The following is a 13120-nucleotide window of genomic DNA, read 5'->3' as shown; positions in this document are numbered from 1 at the left end:
CGACCTCGTCACCCACAAAGTCATCATCGACGGCCGCAACGCCCTCCACCCCGACACCTGGCGCACCGCCGGCTGGCAATTCCGCGGCCTCGGCCGCTAGCGCTCAGCCCTTCTTGCCCTTGCCGGACCCGTTCCCGTTATTCTTCCCTGGCCCCTTGTTGGGATTGTCGACTTTGGGCGGCGCCGGCTTCGGCTGAGGCTGGACTTGCTGTGCGGGGGCCTGCTGTGCGGGCGCCTGCTGCTCCACCTGCTGGGCCGGTGCGGTCGACTCGGCCGGCACGACCGTCTGCGGAGGAGCCGTCACGGTCGGAGTAGGTCGGTGCGTCGGCTCGGTCTTCGGCTCGGAGGAGGCGGGCGCCAGGAACGTTCCGAGGCTCAGCGCGAGAGCCACGATCGCTGTCGCGCCCGACGCCAGGAGAACAGCGTCGACCGCACGCCGTCGACCTCCGCCCGCCCCAGCACGCCGTCGCGGACGCATCGCCCGCTCCGCACCGATGACAGGCAGCGCCGGTGGCGTCATCGCCACCGTCGGACCATTCCATCCCGGTCCCGACGGCTCGGCGAAATCGTCCGGTACCACCCAGCCATCCAACTGCGGGGCCAGCTCCCGGGCCATGACCGCGACCTCCAGGGCCGTCGGCCGGATGCGGGGGTCGCGCGACGTCATGGCGCCGATGAGGCCGCGCCAGTCCTCCGGGAGCGACGCCGGAAGGCGAGGGTCGCGCACGACCCGGGCCGTCACGGCCTCCACGGGGGTCCCCGGGTACTCCCGGACACCGGTCAGCGACTCGAGGACAACGAGGCCCAGCGAGTAGATGTCGGCGGACGGACCCGGTTCGCTCCCGTTCGCCTGCTCGGGGCTCAGGTAGCCCGCCGTGCCGATGATCGTGCCCGCCGTGGTCAGGCGCTCGGTGCCGATCAGATGAGCGATGCCGAAGTCGGCCAGCTTCGCGTGCGGCAACGCGCCGGGCACGTCTGAGTCGGCGAGGAGGATGTTCCCCGGCTTCAGATCGCGATGCACGATCCCGGCGGAGTGCACCACCACCAGCGCCTCCGCGATGCCGGACGCGATCGCAGCGACCTCCTCTCCCGGCAGCGGCCCTCGATCCAGCCTCGTGCCCAGGTCCTCCCCGTCGACGAGCTCCATCACCAGATAGCTCGGTTGCGGGTCGTCGCCCGACGAGAGGTGCGCGTCGTGGAGGCTCACCAGGTTGGGGTGGGACAGCCGCGCCAGCGCTGTCGCCTCGCCCCGGCGGCGGGCGTCGTCGTCGGCCTCCCCCCGCGCGAACACCTTGATCGCGACGTACCGCTCCAGCTCGCGATCGTAGGCGCGGTAGACCGTCGCCATTCCACCGCGGCCGAGGCGGTCGCGAAGTTCGTAGCGGTCGAGCAGGACGGTGTCGGGTAGCACTCCGCGAGCATACGCGCACCGAGGGATGCCGTGAATCCGCCGAAAGTCATTGGATTGCCCGTTGAAATCGTCGACGAGCGGGAGATGACTGAGAGGAGTGAGCGAACGATCGGATGCCCCGCCCCCGGATGTGCCGGCGCCCGATCGGGGCGTGCTCGAGGCGCTCCAGGTGTATCGGGCTGCCGAGACCGCGATGCGCAGACGCACCGGAGCGGCCATGGGCATCGGCGAGAACGACTTCCTCGCGCTCCGGCTCATCCTCGACAATGCCGCGGGCGGCCGTCGCACCGCCGCCAAGGACGTGAGCGCCTATGTCGGAGTCTCCAGCGCCTCGACGACGGCATTGATCGACCGGCTCGTGCAAGCCGGGCTCATCGAGCGCCGGACCAACGACGCCGACCGGCGTTCCGTCGACCTGGTGCCGACGCGCGCCGCTTTCGGTGACACCGGCCCGATGGTGGCGGCGCAGGAGCAGATCGCGGCGCAGGCGGCCGAACTGAGCGAGGAGGACGCCCAGACCGTCACGCGCTTCCTCACCAAGATGCGGGAGACCGTCGACCGCATCAGCGCGGAACGACACGCGAATAGGCCTGAAAGGACCTGACGTCAAGGGGATTGTTCGATAACCGAAGTAGTTGTTCTGTGGTGTGCGTCAAGGAAAGGACAACCCCTCCCATGAACATCCTGCTCATCATCATCGCTATCATCGCGGTCATCCTGCTGCTCACCGGCGGCTTCGTGCAGTCCCTGAACTTCTTGCTGTGGGTCGGCATCATCCTGCTCGTCCTCGCTGTGATCGTCTGGCTGGTGCGGCTGCTGACCGGCAGCCGCCGAGTTTAGGGGAGGCCCACCATGAGCCTCGGTACCGGAATCGTCCTGTTCGTCATCGGCGCCATCCTGGCGTTCGCCCTGAACGTGCAGGTCAGCTGGATCGACCTCCATCTCGTGGGCTACATCCTGATGATCGCCGGTGCCGTGGGCATCATCCTCGGCATCATCCTGATGACCCGCCGCCGCCGTACCGTCGCGACCACGCGCACCGCGGTCGACCCGGTGAACGGCGAGCGTGTCACCCGCCGGGTGGGCGACAGCGACGACATCGTCTGATCCCCCCGGAAAACACGGAGGCCCCCGCCGCACGGCGGGGGCCTTCGTGGTGTTCGGGCTTCGTCCTCCCGAGCGGATCAGCCTTCCATGGTGTCGAGGATCTCCACGAGGTCCTCGTACGTGGTCAGCGGGTTGAGCACGGCGAAACGGGTGTTGGGGCGTCCGGCGTGCGAGCTCGGCGTCACGAACGCGCGCTGCTCGTCGAGGAGGCGGGCCGACCAGAGCGCATAATCCTCCTTGGTCCAGCCTTCGCGCTCGAAGACCACCACCGAGAGCTGCGGCTGCCGCACCAGGTGGAAGCCGTCGCGCCGGTCGATCTCGTCGGCGATGCGTCGGGCGAGCTGCAACGAGGCGGTGACGGCGTCGCGATAGGCGCCCGCGCCGTGCGAGGCCAGCGAGAACCAGAACGGGAGGCCGCGAGCCCGGCGTGTGAGATGGGCGGCGTAGTCCGACGGGCTCCACTCCACGGTGTCGGTCAGCGTGTCGAGGTACTCGGCGTGCTGAGTGTGGGCCCGGCGGCCCGCTTCCGGGTCGCGGTACAGGAGTGCGCAGGCGTCGAAGGGCGCGAACAGCCATTTGTGCGGGTCGACGATGAGCGAGTCCGCGCGCTCGACGCCCGCGAAGCGCGGGCGGGCCAGCGGCGACAGCATCCCAGCGAGGCCGTAGGCGCCGTCGACGTGCAGCCAGAAACCGAACTCGTCCTTCAGCGCGGCGATGGAGGCGATGTCGTCGACGATCCCGAAGTTGGTGGACCCGGCGGTGGCCACGACCGCGAAGACCGCATCGCCGTGCTCGGCGAGCGCCGGCCGCACGGCGTCGCCGGTCAGCACACCGGACTCCCCCGGCGAGACGGTCACCACCTCCACGTCCATCACCCGCGCGGCCGAGGCGACCGACGAGTGGGCCTCCGCGCTGCAGACGATGATCCAGCTGCCCGGAGGGTTTCCGCGTTCGGCGCGGGCGCTGTCGCGCGCGGCGACGAGGGCGGACAGGTTGCCGAGCGTGCCGCCCTGCACGAAGACGCCGCCGGCCTCCGGAGGCAGCCCGAACTCCGACGCCAGCCAGGTGAGCACCTGGTTCTCCGCGTACACGGCGCCGGACCCCTCCAGCCAGGAGCCGCCGTAGACCGCGCTCGCCGAGACGACGAGGTCGAAGGCCGTGGCGGCCTTGGTGGGCGCCGTCGGGATGAACGAGAGGTAGCGCGGGTGGTCGGTCGTGATGCAGGCCGGGGCGAGGACGTGCTCGAACACGGCGAGCGCACGCTCGGCGCCCATCCCGCTCTCCGAGACGGTGCGCCCGGCGAGCCGGCGCAGCTCCGACTCCGGCAGCGGCTTGTCGAGCGGGGTGTCGGTGGCGAGGATGCGCCGGCGCGAGTAGTCGAGCACGAGATCGACCAGCTCGCTGGTCTCGGCGGTCACGCTGTGCATGCGTGCGGAATCGGTAGTCATGGGGCCTCCGCTCCCATGCTGACACAGGCTCCCCATCACCTTTCCGCCCGCAGACGCAGCTTTTCTGCGCGTTCTTGACGGCCCGCGCGTATTAGCTGCGCACTAGGGTGCGCGTATGGCCGACTCGAGCGGGATCTGGGGACGCGGACGCGCGTACGAGCGCTATGTGGGTCGCTGGAGCAGCCGGGTCGCGCCGCTGTTCCTGGAGTGGCTGGACCTCCCGCACGGGTTGACGTGGCTCGACGTGGGCTGCGGCACGGGCGCGCTGACGGAGTGCATCCTCGACCGGGCGGAGCCGTCGCGGGTGATCGGGGTCGATCCGGCCGAGGGTTTCGTCGCGGCAGCCATGGAGCGGCTGGGGACGCGCGCGACCTTCTCGGTCGCGGGCGCCGACGACCTCCCGCTCGCCGACTCCTCGGTCGACTGCGCGGTGTCGGGACTGGTCCTGAACTTCGTCCCGGACGCGGCCGCAGCTCTGGCCGAGGCGCTGCGGGTCGTGCGCGCCGGCGGGATGGTCGCCGGCTACGTCTGGGACTACGCGGGGCGCATGGAGTTGATGCGGCGATTCTGGGACGCGGCGATCGCGCTCGACCGGGCCGCCGAGGACATCGACGAAGGCCCGCGGTTCCCGCTCGCGCATCCCCACGCTCTGGAGGCGCTGTTTACCGACGCGGGTTGTGCTGCAGTCGACGTCACCGGGCTCGATGTGCCCACGACCTTCGCGGATTTCGACGACTACTGGCAACCGTTCCTCGGCGGCCAGGGGCCGGCTCCGGCCTACGCGATGTCTCTCGACGAAGAGTCACGAGAGGCACTGCGCCGGCGGCTGGACACGACGCTGCCTCGCGAACCCGACGGGTCGATCGCGTTGGTCGCCCGCGCGTGGGCGGTGCGGGGGCTGGTGCGCTAAGGTCGCACGGTGCCTCTGACGCCTGCCGCCGACATCCCGACCGACGCCGCGCTCGTCGACGCGCTCGTGAAGGCGCAGCATCCCGACCTGGCCGGCCCGTTGCGACTCGTCTCCGACGGGTGGGACAACCAGCTGTATCGGCTGGGCGACGCGCACGCCGTCCGCATCCCGCGGCGCGAGGTCGCCGCGCACCTCATCGAGCACGAGCAGCAGATGCTGCCGGGCATCTCCGCCCGTGTGCACGTGCCCGTGCCCGTGCCGGTGCGGGTGGGGGTTCCGTCCGGGGCGTTCCCCTTCCCCTGGAGCATCATCGAGTGGATCGACGGCCTCGATGGCGCCTCCGTGAGTGCGGATGGACGTTCGGGGCTGGCCGAGCCGCTGGCCGCGTTCGTCGGCGAACTCGCCGTGCCGTCGCCCGACGCACCTCACAATCCGGTGCGCGGCGTGCCGCTCTCGACCCGGGCGGAGGCCGTGCGGGCGCGGCTGCGCTCGCTGTCCGGACGCATGGAGGTCGCGGACCTCGAGCAGGCGTGGCGGGAGGCTCTCGCCGCGCCCGAGTGGAGCGGACCGCCGCTCCTGCTGCACGGCGACCTCCACCCCGGCAATCTGCTGCTGACGCCGGACGGCGGCCTGGCGGCCGTCCTCGATTTCGGCGACGTCACCTCCGGCGATCCGGCGACCGACCTGGCGACCGCGTGGCTGACGTTCGACGCGGAGGCCCGGGAGCGGTTCCGCGCGGCGCTGCCGACGCCTCCGGACGCTGCGACCTGGCGCCGCGCTCGCGGCTGGGCCGTCACGATGGCGAGCGCTCTCGCGACGTCCTCCGACGACAACCCGCGCATGGCGGCACTGGCACGTCACACTCTCGACCAGCTCAGCGAGGACGCGTAAGCGACACTGCGGAGAATCAGCAGCCCCGACGACGAAGCCCCCGCCTCTGCAGCCGGAGCTGCAGAGACGGGGGCTTCGCGGAAGAGGCGGCTCAGGCCTCGTCGGCGGCGGTGGCCGCCAGTGCGAGGTCGGTGACCAGCTGGTCGCCCGGGATCGCGGGCACGAAGTCGGCCTCGATCTCCGCGCGCTGCAGCAGCTCGCTCATGCGGCGCTGACGCTGACGCGGGATGAGAGTCACGACCGTGCCCTGCTTGCCCGCGCGGCCGGTGCGGCCCGAACGGTGCAGGTAGGTCTTGTACTCGTCCGGGGCGTCCGCCTGGATCACCAGGTCGATGTCGTCGACGTGGATGCCGCGGGCCGCGACATCGGTCGCGACCAGGACGTTCACCCGGCCGCTGGTGAGCTGGGCCAGGTTGCGCGTGCGGCGCGACTGGTTGAGGTCGCCGTGGAGGCTGACGGCCGGGATGCCGGCGTCGTCGAGCTGGTCGGCGAGCATCTCGGCGAACGCGCGGGTGCGGGCGAAGATCAGCGTCTTGCCGTCGCGGTCTGCGAGCTGCTCGATGATGGCCGGCTTGTCGCGGTGCTCGATGACGAGCACACGGTGGTCGATGGTCGAGGACGCCTGGTCCTCGCCGGCGACCTCGTGCACGGCCGGGTCGACGAGGAACTCGTCGACAAGCTTCGCCACACCGGTGTCGAGGGTCGCCGAGAACAGCAGCTTCTGACCGCCGTCGGACGTCTCGCGGAGGATGCGCTGCACCGGCTCCAGGAAGCCGAGGTCGCACATGTGATCGGCCTCGTCGAGCACGCTGATGACGACCTCGCTGAGGTCGAGGCGCCCCTGCTCCACGAGGTCCTCGATGCGGCCGGGGGTGCCGATCACGATGTCGACGCCGCGCTGGAGGGCGCCGACCTGGCGGCCCTGCGGCACGCCACCGTAGATCTGCGTGGTGAAGAGGCCGACGCTGCGGGCGATCGGCTGCACGGTGCGGTCGATCTGGAGGGCGAGCTCGCGGGTCGGCGCGAGGATCAGTGCGCGAGGCGCGCGGCCCAGCTGGCGCTTGCCGCCGGACTTGCCCTGCTCGGCCCACAGCTGCATGAGGCGCTCGACGAGCGGTGCGCCGAACGCGATCGTCTTGCCGGAGCCGGTGCGGCCACGGCCGAGGACGTCCTTGCTCGCGAGCACATCGGGGATGGTGGCGGCCTGGATCGGGAACGGGCTCTCGGCGCCGAGCTCTGCCAGGGCGCGGACGATGTTGCCGCCGAGGCCGAGGTCGGCGAAGGTCACGCCCTCGACGTCGGAGGCCTGGATGGCGTCGGCCTGGAGACGCTCGAGCACGACGTCGTCCTGTGCGTCGAACGCGGGCTTGTCGTCGCGCGACGGGTAGAAGTTCGAGTCGCGGCGCGGACGCTCGGCGCGGTCGTCGAAGGAACGGCGGGGACGGTCGTCGCGATCGAACTGACGACGCGGGCGGTCGTCGAAATCGCGACGCGGGCGGTCGCCGCGGTCGTCGAACGAACGACGCGGACGGTCGTCGGCGTCACGACGCGGACGCTCGGCGCGGTCGTCGAACGAACGACGGGGGCGCTCGTCCCGGTCGAAGTCGCGACGGGGGCGGTCATCCCGGTCGAACTGACGACGCGGGCGGTCATCCCGGTCGAACTGACGACGCGGGCGGTCATCGCGGTCGAAATCGCGGCGCGGGCGCTCGGCGCGGTCGTCGAACGAACGACGCGGGCGCTCGTCCCGGTCGAAGTCGCGGCGCGGGCGCTCGGCCCGGTCGTCGAACTGACGACGCGGGCGGTCGTCGTCACGGCGCGGCCGGTCATCGCCGCGGCCGGCGCGGGAGCGGCTGTCCCACTCGCGCTCGGTGCGACGCGCGTCCTTGCCGCGCGGCTCCCAGTTGGGGCGCTCGCTGCGCCCGGCCGAGCCGCCGCGCTCGGAGCCGCCGCGGCCGGAGTCGCGGCTGCCGAAGGTGTCGCGGCCGCGGGCCGCGCGGTCCTCGGCGCTCCAGCGGGCCTTCTTGCCGGCGGCCGGCGCCTCGTCGCGGTAGCCGCGGTGCTTGGGGCTGCGGCTGCCGGCGCCCTTGGGGGCGCCGTGGGAGGAGCCGTTGTGCGGCTGGGCGGATCGTCGGTCGGTCTTCTTGTACGGGGGCATGCGTGTTCTTCCTGGGTTGCTCTGAGAAATGCGCGGCGGCACGCTGAAGCGCACCGGAGATTCCCCGGCAGACATCGCCCGGGGCCGTTCACATCGTGATGAATCCGCTCGCCGAATGGCTGCGGAACCGGCCCACCTGACTGACAAACCCATCCGCGTCGAATATGCGCGGTGTCAAGAGCCGACCGATCAACGATACAGGAAGAAGCCTGAGAACACGATGACGATCCCGCCGACCCCTGTCGGGCTGCGCGGAGCGGGGTATACAAGAGGCATGACCTCCGTCGACGCGATCGTCATCGGCTCCGGACCGAACGGGCTGGCCGCCGCCGTCACGCTGGCCAGGGCCGGCCTGAGCGTGCACGTCTACGAGCGCAACGCGACGGTGGGCGGGGGGATGCGGACGGAGGAGGTCACCCTCCCCGGCTTCCGCCACGACATCTGCTCCGCGGTGCACCCGCTGGCGTTCGCGTCCGGGTTCTTCCAGCGGTTCGGGCTGGCCGACCGGATCCCCTTCATCACGCCGACGGCCTCCTATGGCCACCCGCTGCCGGGCGGCGAGGTCGCCGTCGCCTATCGCGACCTAGAGCGCACCGCCGACGCGCTCGGCCCCGACGGCCCGGCATGGCGCGCCCTGCTCGGCCCGCTGGCCCGCAGGGCCGACGCGGTGGCCCAGTTCACCGGGTCGAACCTGCTCCAGATCCCCCGGCATCCCCTCGTCGCCGCCCGGTTCGGGCTCGCCGCCCTCTCGCAGGGCGGCCCCTGGTGGAACCTCCCGTTCCGCACGCAGAAGCCCGGGGCGCTGCTGACGGGTGTGATCGCGCACACCACCCTCCCGCTGCCGAACCTGGCCGGCGCCGCCGCCGGGCTCGCGCTCGCGACATACGCGCACGGCCGCGGCTGGCCCATCCCGGTCGGTGGGTCGCAGTCGATCGCCGACGCGCTGGTCGCCGACCTCCGTGCGCACGGCGGGGAGGTCGTCACCGGCGCCGAGGTCCAGTCCCTCGGCGAGCTTCCCGACGCCCGGGCGGTGCTGTTCGACACGCACGTGGCCATCGCGGCCCGGCTCGGAGAGGACCGCCTCCCCGCCGATTACCTGCGCAAGGTCGCGGCCTTCCGCGACGGCAACGGCGTCTTCAAGATCGACTTCGCGCTCTCCGGCCCCGTGCCGTGGGCGAACCCTGAGCTCCTGGAGACCGCGACCGTGCACCTCGGCGGCGAGCGGTCGGCGATCGCCCGCTCCGAGCGCGTCGTCGCGGCCGGCCGCGAGAGCGACGACCCGTACGTGCTCGTCGCGCAGCCCACGCTTTTCGACGCCGGCCGGGCTCCCGCCGGCAAACACGTGCTCTGGGCGTACACGCACGTGCCGCGCGGCTCGACCTCCGACCGCTCCGAGGCCGTCATCGCGCAGATCGAGCGTTTCGCGCCCGGCTTCCGCGACCTTATCCTCGCGACGGCCACCAAGACCGCCCACCAGATGGAGGCCTACAACCCGAGCTACATCGGCGGGGACATCTCGTCGGGCATGCCCGACCTCTCGCAGCTCGTGATGCGCCCCGTCCTGTCGACGGATCCGTGGCGGATGCCCGGCCGCGGGCTCTACCTGGCGTCGTCGTCCGCGGTTCCGGGACCCGGCGTCCACGGGCTGGCCGGCTACTACGCGGCGCGCAGTGCGCTGCGCCATGAGTTCGGGGTGACGCGGATGCCGTCGCTCGCCCCCGAGCGGTCCGCGGCGAGCCCGTCCGCGAGCCCGTCGATCGAGGAGGAGGTCGCCTGATGTCCGTCAACGTGCGCCGGTTCGCCTGCACCCCGGAGGAGGTCTTCACCGCGCTCGCGGATCCCTGGGTGTTCCCGACCTGGGTGGTGGGGGCGTCGCGGATGCGCGGCGCCGACGGTCACTTCCCCGAGCCGGGGTCGCGCCTCCACCACTCGATCGGGATCTGGCCGCTCGTGCTGAACGACGAGACGTCGGTCGAGGTCTGGGACCCGCCGCGACGGTTTCAGATCGAGGCGAAGACGCGGCCGGTCGGAACCGAACGCGTCGTGATCGAGGTGCAACCGCGGGGCAGCGGCTGCGTGGTGCGCATGGAGGAGGAGGCCATCACCGGCATCGCCGCCCGCATCCCGAAGGCGATCGCAGACCCGATCCTGTGGATCCGCAACCGGGAGGCGCTGCGTCGGCTGGAATGGGTGGCGCGGGGGATCAGCCGGCAGAAGTCGAAGGCGGAAGCGTAACCTCCCCGACACACGCGGTCGCTAGCATCGTCCGCATGATGACGAGTGTCTCGGTCGAGCCCGCCCGGTCCCCCGGCGTGGAGGAGCTGCTGCGGTTGAGCGACGAGTTCACGTTCGCGCTCTACCCGGCCGAGAGCTGCTACCTGCTCGATGTCTCCGAGCTGGAGCGGGACAGCGTCACGGTGTTCGTCGGCCGCGACGAGGGCGGACGGGCACTGGGCATGGCCGCGCTGGTCGAGAACGGCGACGGCACCGCGGAGCTCAAGCGGATGTTCGTGCACCCGGACGCCCGCGGCCGCGGTCTCGCCGCCGGTCTGCTCCGGGCGGTGGAGGCGCAGGCCGCCGTCGCCGGCATCCCCGTGCTGCAACTGGAGACGGGGCCGCTCCAGCACGCCGCGATCGCCCTTTACGAGAGCCGCGGCTACGCGCGCATCCCGAACTTCGGCGACTACGTCGGCGACCCGCACTCGGTCTGCTACGCGAAGACGCTCGTCACCGCCTGACGGCTGACAGCTCGCCTCAGCCGCGCGCCGGAGCGCCCCGGCCCGTCACCTTCTTCTTCAGGAAGATCAACGGCAGCAGCCAGCCGCCGAGCGCCGTGACGACCCACACCACGAGTGCGGCGAGGATCCAGGTCACGAAGTCGTCCACCCGGATGCCGCCGGGGAAGAGCGACGCGATGATCAGCGCGATCAGCGTCGAGACGAGGCCGATGCCTCCGAGGACGGCAGACGCGTATTTGCGGGCGAGGTTGAAGATGAAAGGCGCCAGGATGCTCTGCGCGGCGGCGAAGACCACAACGGCGATGAGGAGGCCCTCCCAGTCCAGATGGAAGCCGGGGAGGAGCCACGACGCGACCAGGAGGCCGAGCGCAGCGGTGACCACGAAGATGGCCGCACGGATCAGGAATCTCACCATGGACGAAGGGTAGCGGCCTCCCTGCGCCGAGAGAACAGTCCTGGTGCGGCCGCGATGCTCCCGCTAACCTGTCTGCACCGTCGAGAGAGGCCGCCTGTGACCGACACGAAACCCGCCCTGCGCTCCTGGACCGTCGCGCTGCTCGTCGTCGGCGCAGCGCTGGTGCTCATCGGTGGCGGGATGATCGCCGGGGCCTTCGCCGTCGCCGCGCTGTCCGCGGGTCGCAGCGGCTCGTGCGACTCCGCAGGGGTCGCCGATCGGGTGCTCCCGAGTGTGGTGACGATCGCGGTCGCCGGAGAGCGCGGCACGAGCAACGGCAGCGGCGAGGTCATCACCGACGACGGCTACATCCTGACCAACAACCACGTGATCGCCGACGCGGCGTCCGGCGCCAAGCTGACGGTCCGGTTCAGCGACGGGCACGCGCTGCCCGCGACGCTCACCGGTCGCGACCCCAAGACCGACCTCGCGGTCATCAAGGTGTCCGACGACGAACCGCTCCCGGTCATCGACACCGGCGACTCCGGATCGCTGTCGGTGGGCCAGCCGGTGGTCGCCCTCGGCGCGCCGCTCGGACTCTCGAGCACGGTGACCGCGGGGATCGTCAGCGCGCTCGGCCGCACCGTCCCGGTTCCGAGCGACGACGACCGGAACGCGGTGCTCGCCGGCGCGATCCAGACCGACGCGTCCATCAACCCGGGCAACTCGGGGGGTGCGCTCGTCGACTGCGGCGGTCGCCTGATCGGCATCAACACCGCCATCGCGACCGTTCCGGGCGCCGCGGGGCAGAGCAGCACGGGCAGCGTCGGCATCGGCTTCGCCGTGCCCGAGTCGCTCGCCCTGCCGATCGCGCACGAATTGATCGAGCACGGCGAGGTCGCGCACCCCAGCGCCGGCCTCACTGTCGTGCCGATCCCGCCGGCCGCGGCCGCCGCGTTCGGAGTGACCGACGGACTGTTCGTGCAGGCGATCGTCTCGGGCGGTCCTGCGCAGCAGGCGGGCCTCCGGGTCGGCGACGTGATCACGTCGGTGAACGGGCACACCGCGTCGAACATCGACGTGCTCACCGCGATCCAGGTGACCAGCAAGCCCGGCGACGAAGTGAAGGTCGAGTACCTCCGTAATGGCACCGCGCACACGACCACCCTCACGCTCGAGTAGCCGCGACGGGTCGTCGAAGGGCACGTAAACGTCCCTCAGACGGCGGTTCACGGGCACCTACGTGCCCTTCGGCGCAGGGCGGGCTCGGCTCAGCTCCCGCGGATACGGCGGGAGAGCTCGGCGGCGGCCTCCCGAACCCGGTCGGCGAGCGCATCCCACTCGGCGGGCGGCACGTTCTCGCGAGGAAAGGTGACCGCGATGCCGGCGGCGGGCCAGCCGGCGTGGTCTCGGACCGACACCGCCACCGACGCGAAGCCCGGGGTGACATCGCCGTCCTCGGTCGCGTAGCCGCGCTCCCTCGCCTCCGCGACCAGGCGTCGCAGTTCGGCGTAGGAATGCGGGCCGGCGCCGGTGCGGTCCTCGAACGCGTCGGTGTCGGGGTAGAGGGCGCGCAGCTGCCCCGGCGGCAGGGAGGCGAGCAGAGCGCGGCCGCTCGCGGTCAGGTGCGCGGGCAGCCGCACCCCGACGTCGGTGACCAGCCTGGGCCTGCGCGGCGCCCGCTCCTCCACGATGTAGACGACGTCGCGGCCGTGCAGCACCGCGACGTGCCCGGACTCGCCGAGCGCGTCCACCAGCGCGGCGACGATCGGGCGACCGAGCCGGCTCAACGGCTGCTGCCGCGAGAACCCGCTCGACAGCTCGTAGGCGGCCACGCCCAGCCCGTAGCGCCGCGCCTCCGGGAAGTGAAGGACGAAGCCGTGCTCGGCCAGCACGGTGAGCAGGTGGTAGACGGTCGACCGCGGGAGGTCGAGGGAGGTCGCGATGGCGGCGGCCGGCACCGGCCCGCGCTGGGTGGCGAGGAAGGCGAGGATCCGCAGCGTGTTGTCCGCGGCCGGGACCTTGCTCATGAGGCCTCCCGTCGTGATCATGTCTGGTATCCC

14 protein-coding genes are annotated in these 13120 nt (G+C 71.7%); 9 read left to right on the top strand and 5 right to left on the bottom strand.

Going from position 1 to position 13120, the window contains the following annotated elements; genetic code table 11:
• Positions 1 to 103: 103 nt before the first annotated feature.
• A complete protein-coding gene (locus tag AC0HS0_RS09555) occupies positions 104 to 1411 on the bottom strand; it encodes a serine/threonine-protein kinase (protein ID WP_472963517.1) in 1308 nt (435 codons plus the stop codon).
• A 97-nt stretch (positions 1412 to 1508) separates the two neighbouring features.
• Here AC0HS0_RS09555 and AC0HS0_RS09550 point away from each other — a divergent pair, with 97 nt between their 5' ends.
• The 3 genes from AC0HS0_RS09550 to AC0HS0_RS09540 all read left to right on the top strand — a co-directional run bounded on the left by AC0HS0_RS09550 (position 1509) and on the right by AC0HS0_RS09540 (position 2518).
• The gene (locus AC0HS0_RS09550; protein ID WP_472963516.1) at positions 1509 to 2015 is read left to right on the top strand and encodes a MarR family winged helix-turn-helix transcriptional regulator; all 507 of its coding nucleotides are present in this window, start codon (positions 1509 to 1511) and stop codon (positions 2013 to 2015) included.
• 71 nt (positions 2016 to 2086) lie between these two features.
• A complete protein-coding gene (locus AC0HS0_RS09545) occupies positions 2087 to 2251 on the top strand; it encodes a hypothetical protein (RefSeq protein ID WP_426625509.1) in 165 nt (54 codons plus the stop codon).
• Positions 2252 to 2263: 12 nt separating this feature from the next.
• Positions 2264 to 2518, top strand: coding sequence for a DUF6458 family protein (locus AC0HS0_RS09540; RefSeq protein ID WP_472963514.1), 255 nt, complete (start codon positions 2264 to 2266; stop codon positions 2516 to 2518).
• A 77-nt stretch (positions 2519 to 2595) separates the two neighbouring features.
• On the opposite strand, the gene AC0HS0_RS09535 is transcribed toward AC0HS0_RS09540, so the two are convergent.
• Positions 2596 to 3966: a pyridoxal phosphate-dependent decarboxylase family protein gene (locus tag AC0HS0_RS09535; protein WP_472963512.1), complete on the bottom strand. Its 1371-nt coding sequence runs from the start codon at positions 3964 to 3966 to the stop codon at positions 2596 to 2598.
• A 115-nt stretch (positions 3967 to 4081) separates the two neighbouring features.
• On the opposite strand from AC0HS0_RS09535, the gene AC0HS0_RS09530 reads away from it, so the two are divergent.
• Both AC0HS0_RS09530 and AC0HS0_RS09525 read left to right on the top strand, forming a co-directional pair.
• Positions 4082 to 4876: a class I SAM-dependent methyltransferase gene (locus tag AC0HS0_RS09530; RefSeq protein ID WP_472963510.1), complete on the top strand. Its 795-nt coding sequence runs from the start codon at positions 4082 to 4084 to the stop codon at positions 4874 to 4876.
• A gap of 9 nt (positions 4877 to 4885) precedes the next feature.
• Entirely contained in the window at positions 4886 to 5767 is an 882-nt protein-coding gene (locus tag AC0HS0_RS09525) for an aminoglycoside phosphotransferase family protein (protein ID WP_472963509.1), read from the top strand.
• 91 nt (positions 5768 to 5858) lie between these two features.
• Here AC0HS0_RS09525 and AC0HS0_RS09520 read toward each other — a convergent pair whose 3' ends face one another.
• The gene (locus AC0HS0_RS09520; protein ID WP_472963508.1) at positions 5859 to 7925 is read right to left on the bottom strand and encodes a DEAD/DEAH box helicase; all 2067 of its coding nucleotides are present in this window, start codon (positions 7923 to 7925) and stop codon (positions 5859 to 5861) included.
• A gap of 274 nt (positions 7926 to 8199) precedes the next feature.
• Here AC0HS0_RS09520 and AC0HS0_RS09515 point away from each other — a divergent pair, with 274 nt between their 5' ends.
• From AC0HS0_RS09515 to AC0HS0_RS09505, 3 genes are read left to right on the top strand one after another with little or no spacing between them, the layout of a single operon-like run.
• Positions 8200 to 9702: a phytoene desaturase family protein gene (locus AC0HS0_RS09515; protein ID WP_472963507.1), complete on the top strand. Its 1503-nt coding sequence runs from the start codon at positions 8200 to 8202 to the stop codon at positions 9700 to 9702.
• Positions 9702 to 10160 carry an SRPBCC family protein gene (locus AC0HS0_RS09510; protein WP_472963506.1) on the top strand — a complete coding sequence of 153 codons (459 nt, stop codon included), beginning with the start codon at positions 9702 to 9704 and terminating at the stop codon, positions 10158 to 10160. Before AC0HS0_RS09515 ends, AC0HS0_RS09510 begins: the two co-directional genes overlap by 1 nt.
• Before the next feature lie 35 nt (positions 10161 to 10195).
• On the top strand, positions 10196 to 10663 hold the full coding sequence (locus tag AC0HS0_RS09505; protein ID WP_472963504.1) for a GNAT family N-acetyltransferase: 468 nt from the start codon (positions 10196 to 10198) through the stop codon (positions 10661 to 10663).
• Positions 10664 to 10679: 16 nt separating this feature from the next.
• On the opposite strand, the gene AC0HS0_RS09500 is transcribed toward AC0HS0_RS09505, so the two are convergent.
• Positions 10680 to 11078: a phage holin family protein gene (locus AC0HS0_RS09500; protein WP_472963502.1), complete on the bottom strand. Its 399-nt coding sequence runs from the start codon at positions 11076 to 11078 to the stop codon at positions 10680 to 10682.
• A 96-nt stretch (positions 11079 to 11174) separates the two neighbouring features.
• On the opposite strand from AC0HS0_RS09500, the gene AC0HS0_RS09495 reads away from it, so the two are divergent.
• On the top strand, positions 11175 to 12239 hold the full coding sequence (locus AC0HS0_RS09495; RefSeq protein WP_472963500.1) for a S1C family serine protease: 1065 nt from the start codon (positions 11175 to 11177) through the stop codon (positions 12237 to 12239).
• 89 nt (positions 12240 to 12328) lie between these two features.
• Here the strand turns inward: AC0HS0_RS09495 and AC0HS0_RS09490 are convergent, their stop codons facing one another.
• Positions 12329 to 13087, bottom strand: a complete 759-nt coding sequence (locus AC0HS0_RS09490) for an IclR family transcriptional regulator (RefSeq protein WP_472963558.1) — start codon at positions 13085 to 13087, stop codon at positions 12329 to 12331.
• Between the last annotated feature and the right edge of the window lie 33 nt (positions 13088 to 13120).

The organism is Leifsonia sp. PARNA 1/14 (assembly GCF_055720965.1).
This window is presented reverse-complemented; position numbering and strand designations above follow the sequence as displayed.

Coding starts and splice junctions, on each gene's coding strand:
- AC0HS0_RS09530 (WP_472963510.1), top strand. CDS start 4,082: ATGGCCGACTCGAGCGGGATCTGGGGACGCGGACGCGCGTACGAGCGC.
- AC0HS0_RS09540 (WP_472963514.1), top strand. CDS start 2,264: ATGAGCCTCGGTACCGGAATCGTCCTGTTCGTCATCGGCGCCATCCTG.
- AC0HS0_RS09490 (WP_472963558.1), bottom strand. CDS start 13,087: ATGAGCAAGGTCCCGGCCGCGGACAACACGCTGCGGATCCTCGCCTTC.
- AC0HS0_RS09535 (WP_472963512.1), bottom strand. CDS start 3,966: ATGACTACCGATTCCGCACGCATGCACAGCGTGACCGCCGAGACCAGC.
- AC0HS0_RS09500 (WP_472963502.1), bottom strand. CDS start 11,078: ATGGTGAGATTCCTGATCCGTGCGGCCATCTTCGTGGTCACCGCTGCG.
- AC0HS0_RS09515 (WP_472963507.1), top strand. CDS start 8,200: ATGACCTCCGTCGACGCGATCGTCATCGGCTCCGGACCGAACGGGCTG.
- AC0HS0_RS09520 (WP_472963508.1), bottom strand. CDS start 7,925: ATGCCCCCGTACAAGAAGACCGACCGACGATCCGCCCAGCCGCACAAC.
- AC0HS0_RS09510 (WP_472963506.1), top strand. CDS start 9,702: ATGTCCGTCAACGTGCGCCGGTTCGCCTGCACCCCGGAGGAGGTCTTC.
- AC0HS0_RS09505 (WP_472963504.1), top strand. CDS start 10,196: ATGATGACGAGTGTCTCGGTCGAGCCCGCCCGGTCCCCCGGCGTGGAG.
- AC0HS0_RS09545 (WP_426625509.1), top strand. CDS start 2,087: ATGAACATCCTGCTCATCATCATCGCTATCATCGCGGTCATCCTGCTG.